Source organism: Streptomyces sp. NBC_00820 (genome assembly GCF_036347055.1).
Taxonomy (GTDB): domain Bacteria; phylum Actinomycetota; class Actinomycetes; order Streptomycetales; family Streptomycetaceae; genus Streptomyces.
Genome location: NZ_CP108882.1, coordinates 1,307,433 through 1,326,608, shown reverse-complemented (window position 1 = coordinate 1,326,608; position 19,176 = coordinate 1,307,433). Strand labels below are relative to the sequence as shown.

At 72.2% G+C, this 19,176-nt stretch carries 15 protein-coding genes; 3 read left to right on the top strand and 12 right to left on the bottom strand.

Going from position 1 to position 19,176, the window contains the following annotated elements; genetic code table 11:
* Positions 1–13: 13 nt before the first annotated feature.
* Positions 14–1,456 (bottom strand): adenylosuccinate lyase, encoded by a 1,443-nt coding sequence (purB, locus tag OIB37_RS06100; protein ID WP_330456497.1) that lies wholly within the window; start codon positions 1,454–1,456, stop codon positions 14–16.
* A gap of 458 nt (positions 1,457–1,914) precedes the next feature.
* Here purB and OIB37_RS06095 point away from each other — a divergent pair, with 458 nt between their 5' ends.
* Positions 1,915–3,738, top strand: coding sequence for a hypothetical protein (locus OIB37_RS06095; RefSeq protein ID WP_330456496.1), 1,824 nt, complete (start codon positions 1,915–1,917; stop codon positions 3,736–3,738).
* Positions 3,739–3,868: 130 nt separating this feature from the next.
* On the top strand, positions 3,869–4,735 hold the full coding sequence (locus OIB37_RS06090) for an AraC family transcriptional regulator (RefSeq protein ID WP_330456495.1): 867 nt from the start codon (positions 3,869–3,871) through the stop codon (positions 4,733–4,735).
* Between the two features lie 175 nt (positions 4,736–4,910).
* Here OIB37_RS06090 and OIB37_RS06085 read toward each other — a convergent pair whose 3' ends face one another.
* Together OIB37_RS06085 and OIB37_RS06080 are read right to left on the bottom strand one after the other, a co-directional pair.
* On the bottom strand, positions 4,911–6,044 hold the full coding sequence (locus OIB37_RS06085) for a UbiA prenyltransferase family protein (RefSeq protein WP_330456494.1): 1,134 nt from the start codon (positions 6,042–6,044) through the stop codon (positions 4,911–4,913).
* Positions 6,045–6,079: 35 nt separating this feature from the next.
* Positions 6,080–6,295 carry a hypothetical protein gene (locus OIB37_RS06080; protein WP_330456493.1) on the bottom strand — a complete coding sequence of 72 codons (216 nt, stop codon included), beginning with the start codon at positions 6,293–6,295 and terminating at the stop codon, positions 6,080–6,082.
* Positions 6,296–6,579: 284 nt separating this feature from the next.
* On the opposite strand from OIB37_RS06080, the gene OIB37_RS06075 reads away from it, so the two are divergent.
* Positions 6,580–7,065 (top strand): hypothetical protein, encoded by a 486-nt coding sequence (locus OIB37_RS06075; RefSeq protein ID WP_330456492.1) that lies wholly within the window; start codon positions 6,580–6,582, stop codon positions 7,063–7,065.
* A 199-nt stretch (positions 7,066–7,264) separates the two neighbouring features.
* Here the strand turns inward: OIB37_RS06075 and OIB37_RS06070 are convergent, their stop codons facing one another.
* The 9 genes from OIB37_RS06070 to bioD all read right to left on the bottom strand — a co-directional run bounded on the left by OIB37_RS06070 (position 7,265) and on the right by bioD (position 19,175).
* Entirely contained in the window at positions 7,265–8,113 is an 849-nt protein-coding gene (locus tag OIB37_RS06070) for an SGNH/GDSL hydrolase family protein (RefSeq protein ID WP_330456491.1), read from the bottom strand.
* 118 nt (positions 8,114–8,231) lie between these two features.
* Positions 8,232–9,245, bottom strand: a complete 1,014-nt coding sequence (locus OIB37_RS06065) for a hemolysin family protein (protein WP_330456490.1) — start codon at positions 9,243–9,245, stop codon at positions 8,232–8,234.
* On the bottom strand, positions 9,242–10,723 hold the full coding sequence (locus OIB37_RS06060) for a hemolysin family protein (RefSeq protein WP_330456489.1): 1,482 nt from the start codon (positions 10,721–10,723) through the stop codon (positions 9,242–9,244). The genes OIB37_RS06065 and OIB37_RS06060 overlap by 4 nt, the downstream gene beginning before the upstream one ends.
* A 165-nt stretch (positions 10,724–10,888) precedes the next feature.
* Positions 10,889–11,344, bottom strand: coding sequence for a GNAT family N-acetyltransferase (locus OIB37_RS06055; protein ID WP_330456488.1), 456 nt, complete (start codon positions 11,342–11,344; stop codon positions 10,889–10,891).
* Positions 11,345–11,575: 231 nt separating this feature from the next.
* Positions 11,576–13,264 (bottom strand): DEAD/DEAH box helicase, encoded by a 1,689-nt coding sequence (locus OIB37_RS06050; RefSeq protein WP_330456487.1) that lies wholly within the window; start codon positions 13,262–13,264, stop codon positions 11,576–11,578.
* 383 nt (positions 13,265–13,647) lie between these two features.
* Complete coding sequence (locus OIB37_RS06045) at positions 13,648–14,580, bottom strand: LLM class F420-dependent oxidoreductase (protein ID WP_330456486.1); 933 nt, start codon at positions 14,578–14,580, stop codon at positions 13,648–13,650.
* Between the two features lie 56 nt (positions 14,581–14,636).
* Positions 14,637–17,210 (bottom strand): ABC transporter permease, encoded by a 2,574-nt coding sequence (locus OIB37_RS06040; RefSeq protein ID WP_330456485.1) that lies wholly within the window; start codon positions 17,208–17,210, stop codon positions 14,637–14,639.
* A 4-nt stretch (positions 17,211–17,214) separates the two neighbouring features.
* Positions 17,215–18,204, bottom strand: coding sequence for an ABC transporter ATP-binding protein (locus OIB37_RS06035; RefSeq protein ID WP_443058118.1), 990 nt, complete (start codon positions 18,202–18,204; stop codon positions 17,215–17,217).
* Positions 18,205–18,458: 254 nt separating this feature from the next.
* On the bottom strand, positions 18,459–19,175 hold the full coding sequence (bioD, locus tag OIB37_RS06030; protein ID WP_330456483.1) for a dethiobiotin synthase: 717 nt from the start codon (positions 19,173–19,175) through the stop codon (positions 18,459–18,461).
* Between the last annotated feature and the right edge of the window lies 1 nt (position 19,176).

Here is a 19,176-nt window from a genome sequence, read left to right as displayed (position 1 = left end):
GAGGTGAAGCGGGTCAGAGGATCGCTCCGGGGGTGTAACCGGCGGCCTCCGGGTGCTGCTTGGCGATCTCCTCGATCCGGCCCACGACCACGCCGACCTGGTCGGCGGCGGCGCCGGTGAAGGACAGCTTGTCGGCCATCAGCGCGGCCAGCTGCTCACGGTCGAGCGGGAGACGCTCGTCGGCGGCGAGCTTGTCGAGCAGGTCGTTGCGCTCGGCGCCCTGCTCGCGCATGGCGAGCGCGGTGGCGACGGCGTTCTCCTTGATCGCCTCGTGCGCGACCTCGCGGCCGACGCCTGCGCGCACCGCGCCCATCAGCACCTTGGTGGTGGCGAGGAACGGCAGGTAGCGGTCCAGCTCACGGGCGACCACGGCGGGGAACGCGCCGAACTCGTCCAGCACCGTCAGGAAGGTCTCCAGCAGACCGTCCAGCGCGAAGAACGCGTCCGGCAGCGCGACCCGGCGCACCACCGAGCAGGAGACGTCGCCCTCGTTCCATTGGTCGCCCGCCAGCTCACCGGTCATCGAGGCGTAGCCGCGCAGGATGACCATCAGGCCGTTGACGCGCTCGCAGGAGCGGGTGTTCATCTTGTGCGGCATCGCGGACGAGCCGACCTGGCCCGGCTTGAAGCCCTCGGTGACCAGCTCGTGCCCGGCCATCAGCCGGACCGTCTTGGCCAGCGAGGACGGCGCCGCCGCCAGCTGCACCAGGGCGGTGACGACCTCGTAGTCCAGCGAGCGCGGGTAGACCTGGCCGACCGAGGTGAACGCCTGCGAGAAGCCCAGGTGGTGCGCGATCCGCTGCTCCAGCTCCGCGAGCTTGGCCGCGTCCCCGCCGAGCAGGTCCAGCATGTCCTGCGCGGTGCCGACCGGGCCCTTGATACCGCGCAGCGGGTAGCGGCCCAGCAGCTCCTCGACCCGGCCGTACGCCACGAGCAGCTCGTCGGCGGCGGTCGCGAAGCGCTTGCCGAGGGTGGTGGCCTGCGCGGCGACGTTGTGCGAGCGGCCGGCCATGACCAGCTCGGCGTACTCACCGGACAGCTTGCCCAGGCGGGCCAGCACGGCGACCGCGCGGTCGCGCATCAGCTCCAGCGAGAGCCGGATCTGGAGCTGCTCGACGTTCTCCGTCAGGTCGCGGGAGGTCATGCCCTTGTGCACGTGCTCGTGCCCGGCGAGGTCGTTGAACTCCTCGATCCGCGCCTTCACGTCGTGCCGGGTGACCTTCTCGCGCTCGGCGATGGAGGCCAGGTCGACGGTGTCGAGGACGCGCTCGTAGTCGGCGATCGCCTCGTCCGGCACCTCGATGCCGAGGTCCTTCTGGGCCCGCAGCACGGCGAGCCAGAGCTGTCGCTCCAGTTTCACCTTCTGCTCGGGCGACCAGAGCGTGGCGAGCTCGGCGGAGGCGTAACGTCCGGCGAGGACGTTCGGGATGCGGGGCTTGGCGGGCGCTGAAGTCACGTGTCCAGAGTTTACCGTCCGTCCATACAGGGTCTGACCTGTCCATGGGGTGTAGGAACCCACAGGTCGCGGGTTCCCGCACGGGTGCGCGCCCGGCCGCCCGCGAGGTGGGCGCGGGACGACGTCCCGCCCGATGCTCAACTGTCCGCCGAGGGCAGCCCCTTCGGACTTCCGCCCTTGCGCGCGCGGCGCTCGGGGAGCTCCTGCCCGGCCCTGTCCGGCCTGCCCGGACCCGCCTGGTCCGCGACGATGCCGTGTTCCGGCACACACGCCCGCGCGTGATCGACTTCTCGGCGCTGGACAGCACCGCACGGGCGGGCCGGGGGATCTCGGGGGAGCGCGGGGGATCTCGGGGTGGCTGTCGGAACCTGCCGCGGCCCCGCCAATTCCTTCGACACGGTGCCGACCGGCTGGCATGCTGCGCGCATGACTTATGGAATCGAGTACCGCTTCACCCGGTGAGCGCCCAGGAAGAGCGCGGCGCGCTCACTCCTCCGACCGCTCTGTACGACCACGCCCTGCGCCTGCTGCGCGCGTCCCCGGACGGGGTCCCGCCCCAGCGCGGTTACTCCCCGCCCCGGAAGGCCGCTGCGGGCGACGATCCGCTCTCTCACGAAGAGGCGAAGAGCGCCGTCCACGCAGCGCTCAGCCCACTTCCGGACGACTCCGACACCCTGCGTCGCCGCTTCGAACGACTCGGCATCCAGGATCGCCACAGACACCTGATCAGGTCTGCCGTCGCCGCGCTGCCACTGCCCGCCGAGCAGGTGGATGCGGCACGCACCCTGGGCCGGAGGCTGGTCCGGACCGGTACGACCACGTCCACCGTCACCGCGGGCATCGCCCTGCTGGGCCGCCTGGGCGGTCCCGAGGACGTCCCGTATCTCCGCGTTCTCGGCCTGTTCCGGGCACTCACCGGCCCAGCGGTCGGCGCGCTCGACGTTCTCGACCGCCGATCCGCGGCCGTCCTGTGGCTCGCCGTGCATGCTCGCCGTGACGGACTGCAGTCGCTCGTCCACACCCTGTGGACGGGTGACCGGCAGGCCGTCCGCCCGGAACTGGTCGCGCTGCCCACCACACCCCAATTCGTCGGGAGCGCGGTCGCCCGCCGGATCGCGGAGGCCGCGCGGTTGTCCGACCTCCTCGACCACCGTCCCTCCGACACCGGCCTCCTCGCCCAGGCGGGCAGGCTGCTCGTCCGGATGGGGTGCTCACGCGACGACCCGTCCGACCTCCTTGCCTACCGCGATGCCGTCCGCGTGTACGACGGCGTCGTCGGCCGAGCCGGTCTGCTGCCGCCCACCCTCGACAACGCGGCCATGCTGCTGTCGCTCGCGCTGGATCTGAGCAGCGGCACCGGTGTGCTGCTGGACTGGCCGCCCGAGCGGCGCGCGGTGCTGCTGGAATTGATCGGGCGGTTGCTGGCCGAGCCCCGATGGGCGGTGGCGGGCGCCACCGGCGGCACGGCGGACCAGCGGCCGCGAACCGACTGGATCCGGCGCACCGGACGGCGGCCGTTTGAGCGCCGCTCAGCCACGTCCGACAGGTTCCGCGTCGAAGTGGTGGCCGGTGACCCCGCGGACCGGGAACCCGTCGAGGCACGTGTGCTCATCGACGGCTGCCCGGTGGTTCCCGCGATGTTCGGCCGCGGGCCCGCCCACAGCCCCGAGTGCCTGCTGGACGATGGTCGGCTGCGGGCCGGAGCGGAGCCCCGAGAGGTGCAACTCGCGGAGGCTCACTGCACCGAGGGGTGCTGTGGTGCGCTCTACGTCACCATCAGGCGCGACGCGGACCAGGTGGTCTGGGAGAACTGGCGGCAGACCATGCCGGGCTCCCGCGACACCGTGCCGTACCCGCCCGCCCACCGGTTCGACGCCTCCGCCTACGACGCGGAGATCACCAGAGCCGAGACCGACCGCGCCTGGTCCTGGCGGACCCGCACCGTCGCCCGCCTGATCAGAGCGGGGTTGATCGAGAAGCCGGATCTGCTGAGCCGATGGGACGCGAGCCGAAGCTGGATCGGCAGTGGCTTCGCCGACCCCGACACCGCCGTGGTGACCTTCTGGTACCTGCCGGGTTTGGAATCCGGCAGCCCGGAACGAGCGGACAGTCCGCTCCAGTTCCGCTGGGTCGTCGCGGACGACGGCACACCACCCGAGGAACAGGCCGCGGCCGCCTTGCGCCGGCTCGCCGAAGAGGACCCGAAGTCGTACGCGCAGGTGTGCGGTGGGAGCCGTGAGCGCGCCGAGGAGCTCGGGTTCACGTGGCCCGACAGCGCCTGACCGGCCCCCTCCCCGTGACGTGCGCGGGGCGTCGGTGGCCTGCCGCACCCGACCGGATCGGGCACAGGATGTCGGGTCCGGCAGGGTGGGCCCTTCCTAACGTGAGTGACCGAAAGGGAAGGAGGCCGGGGTGCTGGAGCGGCTGAACCAGGCCATGGAGCACATCGAGCGCCACCTCGACCGGCGGGTCGAGGTGGCCGATCTGGCGCGGATCGTGGTGACTTCGGACTACCACTTCCGGCGGCTGTTCTCCGCGCTGGCGGGAATGCCGCTGTCGGAGTACATCCGGCGCAGGCGGCTCACCATCGCCGGCGCCGAGGTGCTGGCCGGGGACCGGACGCTGTTGGAGATCGCGGTGCGCTACGGCTACACGTCGGGGGAGGCGTTCGCGCGCGCGTTCCGTGGCATGCACGGCGTCGGTCCCGGCGAGGCCAGACGGACCGGTGCGAGTCTCCAGTCCCAGCCACGGCTGTCCTTCCGCCTCACCGTCGAAGGGAGCAGCAGTATGCGATACCGGATCGTGGAGAAGGACGAGTTCCGGGTGGTCGGCAGGATGGCCCGCGTCCCCCTCGTGCACGAGGGGATGAACTCCGCCATCGCCGACTTCATCCGGAGCATCGGCAAGGAGACGCTCCAGCGCGTGCAGAGCCTCTCCGATCAGGAGCCGCAGGGGATCGTAGGGGTGAGTGTGAACCTCGACCCGAGTCGGGCGGAGGGAACCGAACTCGACTACTACCACGGGGTGGTGACCCGAGCGGCCGTACCCGAGGGCATGGACGCGCTCACCGTGCCGGCCGGGACGTGGGCCGTCTTCGAGAGCTCCGGGCCGTTTCCGCAGGCGCTGCAGTACCTCTGGCGCGACGTGTTCACGCAGTGGTTCCCGTCCAACCCGTACCGGAGCCGACCGGGACCCGAGATCCTGCGGACCCGGCTGTCGCAGGACGCCACACAGTCGGACGCGGAGCTGTGGATCCCCGTGGAGCGGGCCGCGCTCTGAACGCCGGCGTGCGGAGGCGGCCCTGGGGCACCGCCGCACGCCGGTGAGTTGGCCGAAGCAGAGAAACGATGCAGATCACCGCCGGGTTCGCGGCTGTGAGGCGAAGACCGGGCAGGTCGGGAATCGCCCGTCGACTTCCGGGGCCGGCAGCTGGGGGCGGGGTATGGACGGGAGGTCAGCCGTGTCGAGGGGTGGGGGCGGGGGCGTGGGGCGGCAGGCCATCGGCGCCAGTGGCCGTGGCACAGGCGAGGAGGGCATCGGTGTCGGCCGCCGCCGCGTGAGCCGGGAGGGCATCGGTGTCGCGGGGCAGCGAGGCGAGCGTGAGATTCGTCCTCGGGCCGTTCCGCACCAGGCTGAACGCCTGTGCCAGGGTCAGCAGCGTCAGCGCGCCCACCGCCGCGGAGCGCGCCGGCGTGCTCCAGTCGGCCTGCCCGGCCGCCAGGTGGGTCAGCTGGAGCGTGAGCAGTCCCCGGCCGACCGCTGCCACGCCGGTGATCAGCGCTTCCTCCTCGCGGTGCCCCACCTCGCCCGCGAGGGTGCGCAGGATCAGTACGACGGTGCCCAGGCACAGGGCGTAAGAGGCGATCAGGACCGGCGAGCGGGACGGTGTGGCGAGCAGGATGACGCCGCAGCCGACGCTCCAGAAGCAGGCGCTGAACAGGCAGGTCGCGCGCCGACCGTGCCGGACCAGGAAGGTGCGCTTGCCGAAGAGCGCGTCGCCGCGCACGTCGCGGAAGTCCTTGAGCACGATGCGGCCGACGAAGCCCGCGTAGAGGCCGGCGAGCATGAGCAGGTCGCGGGGGCCGATCCGGTGGCCGGCGGCTGTCAGGGCCAGCAGGTACGGCAACGCGACGTAGCAGGCCGGCAGGACCAGCGCCGCGACGGCTCCGCGGTCGGCGAAGCGGACGGGGCGCACCGAGTAGCCCGCGCTGAGTGCGAGCGCGGCGGCCATGACCAGCCCCGGGCGCGTGCCCAGCAGGAAAGCCGTTCCGAGCGCGATGCCCCCGGCCGTCACGGCGGTGACGACGAGGTCGCGGGCGCCGGCCATGCCGGTGACGAGCGGGCGGCTTCGGTCACCGGCCAGGTTGACCTGGTCGACGGCCTGGTCCGAGAGGTCGTTCACGCACACCGAGCACAGCAGGAACGCCACCACCGGTACCAGACACCGGGCCAGCAGCAGCGGACGCTCCGCCTGGCCGGCCTGGGCGAGGCCGAGCGCCGTGTAGAGAGCGAACAGCACCGCCACGGCCGGGCGGCACAGTGTGACCAGCACGCGGATCCGGACCGCGGTACGAGCGAGCAGCGACATGTACGGCCGTTCCCTCCTCACGTGATCTCCCCTCCTCACTTGTTCGGAAACAGCTGGATGGAGCCCGTCCACAGCAGCACCATCACGCCGACGACCAGCAGACCGCTGAGCATCAGGACGCCGCCCAGCACACAGCCCAGCACCGTGACGATCCGCTGCAGGGGCGAGCTTCGCCGGCGTGGTCCGGCCTGGCTCAACTTGTCCGACCCGCGCGCCCCGTTCGGCCGGCCCGGCTCATCCGGCTGATCCACCGGGCCAGGCGACGATCCTGCTCCCACCTTCAACACCCTTCTGCCGACGTGACTTGCCGATCACGTCCCGGACATCATGCGGCGCCCTCCGGTTCGTACGCATGAGTACCCGTACTCACACCGCACCCATGTGCCCTCGGCTGCCTTCCACATCTGCTCAGCTCTCAGCACCTGGTCAATTGTCGTGCAATCAACGGCAGTTGCGTGCGATGACTTGCCGAAGGCGGCGCAGCGGGGCCGGGGCCGGGGGTGCATTGGGTCGGGGAGCCGGGCAGCATGGCGGGGTGGCTGATCTGCTGTGGGATGACGTGCAGTGCTTCTTCGACCCGGACCTGATGGGGCCGCTGCCGGACGTGCGTGTGCCCGATGCCTCGGTGGAGGACTGGCAGGGGGTCCTCGATCTTGTCGCGGAGAGGGGCTGGAAGTGCCAGTACTCCGAAGGCGAGACGGTGCTTCCGATGCCACGGGCGGAGGCCGCGCTCTCACGCCCGGCGGATGCCGAATGCCCGCACCTGCGGGTCTGGCCGACCACCGATGTGTTGGCGATCTTCCGGTTCCACGCTGATGATGAAGTCGACTTCGACGTCGACCTGCGGGAGTTGCAGGGCCAGGAACGACTCGATGCGTTCTGCGGCTTCCTTCGGGAGATCGGGCGGCGGTTGGGCAAGCCGGTGCTGATGGACCCGGAGGGCGACTATGGCCATCCGGTGCTCGGCTTCGACGTGGAGGCTGATCGAGTCGTTCTCCTCACTGAGCCGCGGGTCAGGTGACCGAGGCCGACGGCTGGAGCCAGACTTGCCTGGTGGGGCCCATTGACGACTGACGCCGACGACGAGTGCGTTGCTCTTGGGGAACGCCACTACGGTGAGGGTTTTTTCGACGAGTACGAGGAGATGCGTGCGTTTCGGGACGCACGCCCCGTAATCTTCTCCGCCGTTCAGGCCCTCGGCAGCCGGGCGGCGCTCCAGGTCAGGGATTCACCTGTCGCCAGTCCGTCACCGGGCCCGGGTTCGTGTGGTCCGCGGGGGTGACCCAGAAGGGTTTGCCCAGCTCGGCGCTGAAGTGGGCGCCTGTCCGGCCGTCGCCGGAGGAGCGGCCGGTGAGGCGGCGGCCTATCCAGGGCAGCAGGTACTGCCGGGCGAACTGCGCGTCCGCGGCCCGGCGCGAGACCCAGCCCGGCGGCGGGGTGGCGGCCATCGGGGTGCGCCACTCGGTGTCCTCGGCCTCGTAGCCGAGTGACTGCCACACCGCCTCCGCGATACGGCGGTGCCCCTCGGGCGTCAGGTGCAGCCGGTCCACGTCCCACAGCCGCGGGTCGGCCAGCGACGGCGCGGCGTACAGGTCGACCACCACGGCGCCGTGCTTCTCGGCCAGCTCGTCGACGCAGGCGAACAGCTCCTCCATGCGCGGACGGAACCGCTCCAGCACCGGGCCCTGCCGGCCGGGGCTGCGCATCAGCACGAGCTGCTTGCAGCTGGGCGCCAGCCGCTCCACGGCCTCGGTCAGCAGCCCCCGCACCCTGCCCATGTCGCACTTGGGTCGCAGAGTGTCGTTGAGGCCGCCGACCAGCGTGATGACGTCGGGGTTCATCGCTGCCGCCGCGTCGACCTGCTCGTCGACGATCTGTCCGATCAGCTTCCCGCGTACGGCGAGGTTGGCGTAGCGGAAGCCGGGGGTGTGGGCGGCCATCCGCGAGGCGAGAACGTCGGCCCAGCCGCGGTAGGAGCCGTCGGGCAGGAGGTCCGACATCCCCTCGGTGAAGGAGTCGCCGATGGCGACGAGGCTGGTGTGCGCGGGGGATGTGGAATTCGTCTGCATGGCGGGAGCGATGGTATCCCGGCCCGGAAACCGGCGGTTTGGTGCCCCCGGGAGGAGAGGGAAGGGGGGCGGGGCGACCTGCGCGGATCGTGCCCGCCCTCCGCCCCCCCCGCACGGCTCACGCGGGCTGTCCGAACAGTTCCCGGAGCACGTCCTCCATCGTCACCAGACCGGCCAGCCGCCCGTCGTCCCCCAGCACGGCCGCCAGGTGCGTACGGCTGCTCCGCATCGCGCTGAGCACGTCGTCCATCGGTGTGCTCTCGCGCACGCGCGCGATCGACCGCATGTCCCGCAGCCGGAACGGCGCGTCCCGGGGCGAGGCGTCCAGGGCGTCCTTGACGTGCAGATAGCCCACGATCCGGCGGCCCACGTCGACCACGGGGAACCGCGAGAAGCCCGAGTCGGCCGACAGCCCCTCCAGCTCCTCGGGGGTGACGCCCACGCGCGCGTAGACCACGTGCTCCAGCGGCACCACCACGTCCCGCACCGGCCGGCGGCCCAGTTCCAGGGCGTCGTGCAGCCGCTCGCGTGCCCGGTCGTCGATCAGGCCGGCGGCGCCGGCGTCCTTGACGATCTCGGCGAGTTCGGTGTCCGAGAACGTCGCCGCGACCTCCCCCTTGGCGTCCACCCTGAGCAGCTTCAGCAGGCCGTTCGCGAAGGCGTTGATCGTGAAGATCACCGGCCGCAGCCCTCGTGACAGCGCGACCAGGGGAGGGCCGAGCAGCAGCGCGCTGCGCACCGGTTCGGCGAGCGCGATGTTCTTGGGCACCATCTCGCCGAACAGCATGTGCAGGTACGTCGCCAGGGTCAGCGCGATCACGAACGACACCGCGTGGCCCACGCCCGTGGACACGCCGGTCGCGTGGAACACCGGCTCCAGCAGATGCGCGATGGCCGGCTCGGCCACCACACCCAGGACCAGCGTGCACAGCGTGATGCCGAGCTGGGCCGCGGCCAGCAGCGCGGACACGTGCTCCAGGCCCCACAGCACGCTCCGGGCGCGCCGGTCGCCCTCCTGGGCCAGCGGCTCGACCTGCGAGCGGCGCACCGAGATCAGCGCGAACTCGGCGCCGACGAAGAACGCGTTGACGACGAGGGTCGCCAGACCGATCAGCAGCTGTACGGCGGTCATCGCGCCCCCTCCGTCCGCTCGTCGCCCCGGCCGGTCTGCTCGTCCCCCCGGCCTGTCCGTCTGCCGCCCCGGCCCGTTCGTTTGTCGCCCCGGGCCGTTCGTTTGTCGCTCCGCCCCGTCTGTCTGTCGCTCCGGCCCGTCCGTTCCCGTCCAGGCCCGTCGCGGGGTTCGGTCGGCAGGGGTGCGTGCATCAGCACCCGGGCCGCCCGGTGCCCGGAGGAGTCCACCACGTCCAGCCGCCAGCCGGCGACCTCCACGCGGTCCCCGACGGCCGGTATGCGGCCCAGCTCGGTGGCCACGAGACCGGCCAGCGTCTCGTACGGCCCCTCGGGCACGCGCAGGCCCACCCGCGCCAGCTCGTCCATGCGGGCGGCGCCGTCGGCCGAGTACAGGGCCCGGCCCTCGGCGTCGGCCCCGGCCGGGGCGAGGTCGGGCGTCTCGTGCGGGTCGTGCTCGTCACGCACCTCGCCGACGACCTCCTCGACGATGTCCTCCAGGGTCGCGACGCCCGCCGTACCGCCGTACTCGTCGATGACGACGGCCATCGTGCGCCGGCCGGACAGCCGGTCCAGCAGCCGGTCGACCGTGAGGGACTCCGGCACCAGCAAGGGTTCGCGCATCACCTGGGTGACCGAGCGGAAGGGGCGCTCGTCGGCGGGCAGCGCCAGGACGTCCTTGACGTGGGCGACGCCGACCACCGCGTCGAGGCCCCCGCGGTGGACCGGGAACCGGGACAGGCCGGTCGCCCGGGTCGCGTTCGCCACGTCCGCGCAGGTCGCCTGCGTGTCGAGGGCGACGACCTGGACGCGCGGGGTCATCACGTTCTCCGCCGTCAGGTCGGCGAGGTTCAGGGTGCGCACGAACAGCTCGGCCGTGTCCTGCTCCAGCGCCCCCGCCTTCGCGGAGTGCCGCGCGAGGGCCACCAGCTCCTGCGGCCCGCGCGCGGACGTCAGCTCCTCGGTGGGCGTGAGGCCGAACCGTCGTACGACACGGTTGGCGGTGTTGTTGAGGTGCGTGATGAAGGGGCGGAAGGCGGCGCTGAACCAGCGTTGCGGGGTGCCCACCCAGGTGGCCACGGCCAGCGGTGCGGAGATCGCCCAGTTCTTGGGCACCAGCTCGCCGACGACCATCAGGAACACCGTCGACAGGGCGGTGCCCAGGATCAGCGCCACCGAACCGGCCGTGGCCGTGGAGAGGCCCATGGCCCGGAACGGACCGGCGAGCAGCTTGGCGATCGACGGCTCGGCGAGCATGCCGACCACCAGGTTGGTGACGGTGATCCCGAGCTGGGCGCCCGAGAGCTGGAAGGTCAGGTTCCGTACGGCTTTCAGCGCGCCCGCCGCGCCGCGCTCGCCGCGCGCGGCGGCCCGCTCCAGTTCACCGCGCTCGACCGTGGTGAGCGAGAACTCCGCCGCCACGAAGGCGCCGCAGGCGAGCGACAGCAGGATCGCCACCAGGAGGAGCAGTACTTCGGTCATCGGGTCACCCCCGTCCCATGATCGGGCAATGCGGGGCGGATCGCGCGGTGTCGTGGACGGGGAGGGTCGCCCATGGCGGGACGCTCACAACCTTTCACGGAGGGCCGGGTGCCCCCAATGGTAAAGGAAAGGCAAAGAGCCCTCGGGTGTGGGCCGGCGGAGGGCTCAGTCGGCCGCTCGGCTCCTGTCGTGCGTGCGCTCGGCGAGGGGCTTCACCCAGCGTCGCCAGTGGTCCTCGCGCCGGTAGCCCGTCGCGGACCAGGTGTGGTGGGCATGCTCGTTGGCCTCCAGGACCATCGCGTCGACGCGCCGGCCGCCCAGCACCGCGAACCGTTCCTCCGCCGCGCGCAGCAGCGCGGTGGCGATGCCCCGCCGACGGTGGTCCGGATGCACGGCCAGCCGGTAGGCCGAGCAGCGCCAGCCGTCGAAGGCGGCTATCACGGTCCCCGCCAGGACCCCGTCGCGCTCCGCCAGAAGCAGGGCTTCGGGGTCCGTGGTGAGGAGCCGGGACACTCCTTCGTGGTCGTCGCTGATGCTCGTTCCCTCGGCGGCGTCGCGCCAGAACCCCAGCACGGTGTCGATGTCGGCGCGGGTGGCGTGCCGGATGCGCAGATCACTCATGGGGCGAGCCAAGCAGAGCGCCGGACTGCCCGCGAACGAATTCCGCACTGTGGACGGAACCACCGGTCCGGAGCTGTCCGGAGCTGTCCGGAGCCGGCCGGAGCTGTCCGGACGGTCCGAGCCGAAGGGGCCGACGGGGGCCGACGGCACCGTCCGGACAGCTCCGAGGGTCCGACAGCGCCGACGACCCCGTCAGCAGCCCCCGTCAGCAGCCTCGCTCGGCAGCCCCGGTCAGCGGACCTGGTCCCGCTCCCGTCGGATGTGCGCCTTGCGCCCCTTGATCGAGGCCCCGCGCAGAGAGCGGATCACGTCCTCGGCCGCGTTCTCCGGCACCTCCACCAGCGAGAAACGGTCGGCGATCTCGATCGACCCGATGTCCCGGCCGCTCAGCCGCGTCTCCCCGGCGATGGCGCCCACCAGGTCCTGCGGCCGGATACCGGTGCTGCGCCCGGCCCCGACGAACAGACGCGTCATGCCCGGCGAGAGCCGGTTGCCTCCCTTGCGCCCGCGCGGACCGCGGTCCCGGCCGCCGCGATCCCGGTCCCGGTCACGGTCCCGGGGTGCCACCTCGGGGATCTCCTCCTCGTCGAACGCGGCACCGCTCGACTCGTGCGCCAGCTTCACCGCCGCCAGCGCCACGTCCATCACGTCGAACTCGTCACTGAGGGTCTCCACCACCACCCGGAACCGGTCCAGGTCCTCGTCCTCGATGAGGCTCTCCTGCAGCGAGGCCCGCGTCAGTTCCAGCCGCCTGGCCCGCAGGTCGGCGACGGACGGCACCTTCTCCACCGGGATCGAGCGCCCGGTGGCACGCTCGATCGACTTGAGCATCCGGTGCTCCCGCGGCTCCGCGAGCGTGATCGCCACGCCCTCGCGCCCGGCGCGCCCGACCCGGCCGCTGCGGTGCACGTACGACTCCGACGCGGAGGGAACGTCGTAGTTGATCACGTGGGTGAGGTGCTCGACGTCGATGCCCCGGGCGGCGACGTCCGTGGCGACCAGCAGGTCCGCCGTGCCGCCGCGCAGGCGCCCCATGACCCGGTCCCGCTGTTCCTGGCTCAGCCCGCCGTGCAGCGCCTCGGCCCGGTAGCCGCGGCCGTTGAGGGTCTCGGTGAGCGTGTCGACCTGGTCGCGCGTCCGGCAGAACACGATGGCGGCGTCCGGGGACTCCACGTCGAGGACCCTGCCGAGCGCGGCCGGCTTCTGCCCCCGCGCCACGATGTAGGCGGACTCCCGCACCCGCGGGGCCTCGCCCGGGGCCGTCGCCTCCCGTTCGATCTCCACCCGGACCGGCTCCCGCAGATGGCGCCGGGCCATGGCGTCGATCCGGGAGGGCATCGTCGCCGAGAACAGCACGGTCTGGCGCTCTTCCGGAACGTTCTCCAGGATCGTGTCGATGTCCTCGGAGAAGCCCATGTCGAGCATCTCGTCGGCCTCGTCCAGGACGACCGTCCGCAGATCGTCCAGGCGCAGCGTCCCCCGCGAGATGTGGTCCAGGGCTCGGCCCGGCGTCGCCACGACCACGTCCACGCCACGCTCCAGAGCGCGCAACTGCCGTCCGATGGGCTGACCGCCGTACACGGGCAGGACACGGACGCCCAGGTCGGTGCCGTAGCGATGGACCGCCTCCGACACCTGGATGGCCAGCTCCCGGGTGGGTACCAGCACCAGGGCGGCCGGTCCCTTCCCCTCGCGCCCACGGTGGATGCGCTCGATGATCGGGAGCGCGAACGCGGCGGTCTTCCCGGTGCCTGTGGCGGCCTGTCCCAGTAGGTCATGGCCCGCCAGCAGAGGTGGGATGGCCTCCCGCTGGATCGGGGTCGGTTCCTCGTAGCCCAGCCCGGACAGAGCCCGCAGGATCTCGGGGGCCAGCTCGAGATCGGCGAAGGTCACGGGCTCGGCGGTGGCGTCTGTTGTCATGGCGCATCCTTCTTCCGGAAGGTCTGCGCGGGCGCGGTATCCCGGACGCGGTGTTCATGGGGCAACCGGCCACCTGGCTCGCGGGCCCCCGGCGGCGCGAGCCCGCCGTGCAGGCCCAAGGTCTGCGCCGGGATGCGCCCCCGTGCAGATCACGCAGTACTGGACCATGTATACCGTGCCGGCCCGGAACGTAACAGTTGACCACGAGAGCCACCGGCTCCCCGACGAGGCTCTCCGGGCCCGCGTCCTGACCGCCGTGGTCGCGGCCTCCGGGCGCCTGCGCGCACCCAGCCCCGGCGGCTTCCGGGCCCAGCCTCTGCGGCTTCCGGGCCTCCAGCCTCGGTGGCTTCCCGACCTCCGGCCTCCGTCGCCGAGGCCGCCGCTCAGCCGGTTCCCTGAGGTGCGGGCACCTTTCCGTGGCCTCGGACGGAGTCCTCCCGCAGCCGTCGCATCACCGGCGCGAACGCCTCCATGAACGGCTCCAGGACGCACAGGTACGTGATCCCGTACCGCTCGCGCAGTGCCCGTACCCGCTCCACGGTCTCGTCCAGGGAGCCGGCCAGCACGACCGGCAGAGCCAGCGCGTCCTCCGCGGACAGCTCCGGCCGGCGGTCCAGCAGCGGCTGCAGCGCGGTCGCGGTGTCGTCGGTGACGGCCACGAGCTGGAGGAGCAGGTTCAGCTCCGCCGGCTCGGGCCGGTCCGCCGACAGCTCCCGGTAGCGGGCCACGCGCCGGTCCAGTTCCCCGGCGGGCACGGGCTCCAGCTTCCCGGTCGTGGTCCCGGGCGTCATCCGCAGGCCGGTGAAGCCGACGACGTCCGCGTGCCCGGCGCTCAGCCGCAGCGTCCGCTCCCCGTCGCCGCCGATCAGCAGCGGCACCCGGCGCTGCGCCGGCCGCGGCCGGTACTCCTCGTCACCGAGCAGCCGGTCCAGTTCCGCCACCGTGCGGCGCAGGTGGTCCACCCGCTCGCGCGGACTGCCGTACGGCAGCCCGGCGGCCTTGTGCTCGGCCTGGACGTACCCGGTGCCGAGGCCGAGTTCCAGCCGGCCGCCGGTCAGCGCGTCCGTGGTCGCGACCTCCCGGGCCAGCAGGGCGGGGTTCCAGAACCCCGCGTTGAGCACGAACGTGCCGAGCCGGGGCCGCTCCGTCGCCTCGGCGGCCGCCACCAGTGCCGGGAACGGCGCGATCACGCCCAGATGGTCCGGGACCAGGATCACGTCGTACCCCAGCTCCTCCGCGCGACGGCACTTGGCGCGCCACTCGGCGGCGGGCGCGGCGGCCATCAGGACGACCCCGAAGCGGAACGTGCGCGGCATCGACTCTCCCGACGGCTCGAACGCGAACTCACCTGCTGGACATGGGACTTGACGCGTCACTCGTGTGCGATCGCCGCCAGGACGTTCATCCGCGACGCCCGGAACGCCGGAAGCATGGCCGCCACGATGCCGACGACCGCCGAACCGATCACGACCGACACGATGGTGCCCCAGGGGATCGCGAGCGCCGTCATGCCGTTCAGAGCCAGCACCTGCTGGGTGCACACACCCCACACGAGCCCCAGCCCCAGCCCCAGCACCGCGCCGAACACCGCGATCACCACCGACTCCAGCCGGATCATCCGGCGCAACTGCCGCCGGCCGAGCCCGATCGCGCGCAGCAGCCCGATCTCCCGGGTGCGCTCCACCACCGACAGCGCCAGGGTGTTGACCACGCCGAGCACGGCGATGACGATCGCGAGCCCGAGCAGCGCGTACACGAGGTACAGCAGCACGGAGATCTGGTCGTGCACCAGCTTCTTGTAGTCGGCCTGGTCGCGGACCTGCACCTGCGGGAACGGCTTCAGTGCCCGTTCCAGGCGCGGGCGCAGCTGCTTGGCGTCGGTGCCGGAGGACGCGTTGACGTAGAGCGCCGAGTCCTGCCCGTCGGGTTGGTACTTCTCCAGCGTCGCCATCCCGAGGAAGATGCCGCCCTGCGGGCCGAAGCCGTTGGACGCGCCCTGGTCGGTGAGGGCGCCGACCGTCAGTTCGGCCCGGCGTCCGCCCGGGAACTCGACCGGGACGACGCTGCCGACCCGCACCCGGTGGTCCTTGGCGAAGGCCGCGTCCATGGCGAGGTTCCCGTCGGCCAGCGCGGCCGCCGAGTCGCCCCCGGAGTAGGTGAGATGGGCGACGTCGTCGAGGTGGGGCCCGTACCCGGCGGCGGCCGTCTTCACGCGCTCGCCGTCCGGCAGCCGTACGGCGATCGCCGTGATCCGCGTCCGTACGACGAGCCCGACGCCCGGCGTCGCGGCCACGGTGTCGGTGAGTTCCTTGGCGAACGGCGTGAAGTTGGAGCTCTGGAGGACGTAGTCGGCGCCGAGTGTCTGGTCGATCTCCTGGTCGAAGGAGGCGGACATGGACGCGCTCGCCACCGACATCCCGCCGACCAGCGCCAGTCCGACCATCAGCGCGGCCGCGGTGGCGCCGGTGCGGCGGGGATTGCGCAGAGCGTTGCGCTGGCTCATCCGGCCGACCGACCCGAACAGCGCCGGGAAGGCGCCGCCCAGAACGCGGATCACCGGCCGTACCAGCAGGGGACCGGCGACGACGGTCGCGACCAGCGTCAGGACCACGCCCAGGCCCAGCAGCGAACCCGCCGAGGCGGACTCGGTGGCCGCCGCGCACCCGGCCAGCGCGGCCGCGCCGAGTGCCCCGATCACGGCGCCGACGATCGCCCGAGCCTTCAACGGCTTGCCCACACCGGCGATTTCGGCATCGGCGAGCGCCGCCATCGGCGAGACGCCCGCCGCCCGCCGCGCGGGCAGGTAGGCGGCGACGAAGGTGACGCCCACGCCGACGACGTACGCCGCGACCGGCGTGCCCCAGCCGATGACCATCTCCGCGGCCTTCAGGTTCATCCCGAACGCGCCCATCAGCCGGATCAGCCCGAACGCCATCGCGATGCCGGCCGCGAGACCGAGCGTCGAGCCGGTGAACCCGAGCAGCAGCGCCTCCAGGAGCACCGACCGCCGCACCTGGCGCCGGTCGGCTCCCAGCGCCCGCAGCAGCCCCAGTTCACGGGTGCGCTGGGCGATCAGCATGGAGAAGGTGTTGACGATCAGGAAGATGCCGACCAGGACGGCGATCCCGGCGAATCCCAGCATCACGTACTTGATGACGTCGAGGAACCCGCCGAGGTCGGCCGCGGCCGACTTGGCCTGTTCGTCGGCGGTCTTCAGCTCGTAGGTGCCGTCGCCGGTGCCGATCGCTGTGGCGACGCGGTGCTTGAGTTCCGTGTCGGACACGCCCTGGGCCGCTTCCACCGAGATGCTGGTGGCCCGGGCGGCGGAGCCGAGCAACTGACGCCCGGCCTCCGCCGGATCGAGGAAGACCAGCGCGGCGCCCGGGTTGGTGGTGGTGAACGTCGCGATGCCGACGACCTTCACCCGGAACGTGCCCGGCTGCGCCTGCACCGTCAGCGTGTCGCCGATCCGCACGTGCTTCTTGGCGGCCGTGTCCGCGTCGAGCAGCGCCTCGCCGGCTCCTCGCGGCGCATGGCCCGAGGTCAGCTTCACCGGACTGCGGTGGGTCACGTACCAGGAGGTGGCGATGGTGGGGGCACCGGTGGTCGGGCCGACGGAGTTGTCGTGACTGTCGATCACCACGACGTTCTGCACCGACACGTCCGCGTGGGCCGCCGCGACCCCGCTCACCCTCACGACCTGGTCCAGCAGGGTGGCGGGCACGGTCTGGACCGTGCCGGTCGGCACCGGGGACTTCAGGTCCTCCTTCGGCTCGACCGTCACGTCCGCGGAGGTCGAGGCGAACAGCCGGTCGAAGGTGCGGGTGACGGTGTCGGAGAAGATCAGGCTGCCCGCGACGAACGCCACGGACAGCACGACGGCGAGCGCGGACAGCGCCAGCCGTCCCTTGTGCGCGAGGAAACTCCTCAGGGTCGCCTTGAACACCGGGTCAGTCCTCCCGCACGATCGCGTCGTCCCGCACGATCACTTCGTCCTGGCCGTCCACGTCGTCCTGCGCCTTCTTGCCGCCCAGCGCCTTCTTGCCGTCCAGCGTCTTCTTCTCGCCCACTGCCTGCTCGCCGCCCAGTGCCTTCTCGCCGTCCGGCGCGCTCGCCTCGTCACCGCTGCGGCCGCGCACCACGTCGAACGCCTTCATCCGCTCCAGCACGGCCTCTGCCGACGGCCGTTCGATCTGGTCCACGATCCGGCCGTCGGCGAGGAAGAGCACCAGGTCGGAGTGGGCGGCGGCGCCCGGATCGTGGGTGACCATCACCACGGTCTGCCCCAGGTCGTCCACGGCGCTGCGCAGGAAACCCAGCACCTCGAGCCCCGCCCGTGAGTCCAGGTTGCCGGTGGGCTCGTCCGCGAAGATCAGCTCCGGCCGGGAGGCCAGCGCCCGCGCGCACGCGACCCGTTGCTGCTGACCGCCCGACAGCTGTGCCGGGCGGTGCTTGAGCCGCCCGCGCAGGCCCAGCGTGTCGATGACCTGGTCCAGCCACTGCTGGTCGGGCTTGCGGCCCGCGATGTCCATGGGCAGCGTGATGTTCTCGGCGGCGTTCAGCGTGGGGATGAGGTTGAACGACTGGAACATGAACCCGATCCGGTCCCGCCTCAGCCGAGTCAGCTCCCGTTCTTTCAGCCCCGTGATCTCGCTGTCGCCGAGCCACACCTGACCCGCCGAGACGCTGTCGAGGCCCGCCAGGCAGTGCATCAGCGTGGACTTCCCCGAGCCGGAGGGACCCATCACGGCGGTGAAACGACCGCGCGCGATGTCCACGTCCACCGAGTCCAGGGCGAGTACGGCGGTCTCGCCCGAACCGTACGCCTTGGTCAGACCGCGGGCTCGGGCCGCGATCCCGCCACCGGGCACACCGCCCGGCACGTTCTCCGCAGCAGAAGTCAACAAGACTGCCTCCCCGTCGCCTTGACGCCCCGACATCCCGAACGGGCCGAGCCTAGTGTGACCCGACCCACATTCGAAACGTTTTCCGGCTCCGAGGACCCGAACACCCTGTCGAGAGCGCCCTTTTGGCGAGGCCCGAGCCACGGCGGCCGAGATCAGCGCCTTGAGCCCCGAGCCCGAGCCCCCGAATCCCGGATCCCGGATCCCCGCGAACAGGGATCCGGGATCCGGGATGTGAGGCCGAGACTCCGGCGTCGGCACGTCCGCGACGGAGAGCCCGCCTGCCGCGCCTACCGCGCTTCCCGCGCCCGGAACGCCCCCGCGTCCCAGGTCCCGTCCAGCCGCGCTGCCAGCCAACCCGGCGCCGCGGCGCGGAAGTCGGCCGGTGGCAGGGTGCCCGCGCCCGCCGGGATGGCGCCGAGGAGGGGAGCTGCCGCGACCTCCGGCAGGTCGGCGACATTGCAACGGGCGGCCAGATCGGGGGAGTCGGGCCAGCTGCCGATCACAACGCCCGCCAACTCCACGTCACGGGAGCGCAGTTCGCGGGACGTCAGTTCGGTGGAGTTGAGGGTGCCCAGGCCGGCCGGGGCGACGAGCAGCACGGGCGCGCCGAGCAGCGCCGCCGCGTCCGCCAGCGTGCCGCCCGCGTCGTCGAACCGTACGAGCAGGCCGCCCGCGCCCTCGACCAGCACCAGGTCGTGCTCGGTGGCCAGCTTGGCCGCGGCCTCGGCCACCTCGTGCGGGTGCACCGGGGGCATCCCGGCCCGCCGGGCCGCCGTACCCGGCGCCAACGGCTCGGGATAGCGGGCCAGTTCGGCAGCAGTCACCCCGCCCGCGAGCCGGGCGACCTCGTCGGCGTCCCCGCGCTCGTCCGGTCGTACCCCCGTCTGCGCGGCCTTCAGCACGGCCACCGAACGACCGGCCGCGAGCGCCGCCGCGGCCACGGCCGCGGTGGTGACCGTCTTGCCGATCTCCGTGCCCGTTCCCGTGATCACCAGTACCGGCATG

Coding starts and splice junctions, on each gene's coding strand:
- OIB37_RS06085 (WP_330456494.1), bottom strand. CDS start 6,044: ATGTCGCTGCTCGCTCGTACCGCGGTCCGGATCCGCGTGCTGGTCACA.
- OIB37_RS06070 (WP_330456491.1), bottom strand. CDS start 8,113: ATGCAGACGAATTCCACATCCCCCGCGCACACCAGCCTCGTCGCCATC.
- OIB37_RS06065 (WP_330456490.1), bottom strand. CDS start 9,245: ATGACCGCCGTACAGCTGCTGATCGGTCTGGCGACCCTCGTCGTCAAC.
- OIB37_RS06060 (WP_330456489.1), bottom strand. CDS start 10,723: ATGACCGAAGTACTGCTCCTCCTGGTGGCGATCCTGCTGTCGCTCGCC.
- OIB37_RS06055 (WP_330456488.1), bottom strand. CDS start 11,344: ATGAGTGATCTGCGCATCCGGCACGCCACCCGCGCCGACATCGACACC.
- OIB37_RS06050 (WP_330456487.1), bottom strand. CDS start 13,264: ATGACAACAGACGCCACCGCCGAGCCCGTGACCTTCGCCGATCTCGAG.
- OIB37_RS06045 (WP_330456486.1), bottom strand. CDS start 14,580: ATGCCGCGCACGTTCCGCTTCGGGGTCGTCCTGATGGCCGCCGCGCCC.
- OIB37_RS06035 (WP_443058118.1), bottom strand. CDS start 18,204: ATGTCGGGGCGTCAAGGCGACGGGGAGGCAGTCTTGTTGACTTCTGCT.
- bioD (WP_330456483.1), bottom strand. CDS start 19,175: ATGCCGGTACTGGTGATCACGGGAACGGGCACGGAGATCGGCAAGACG.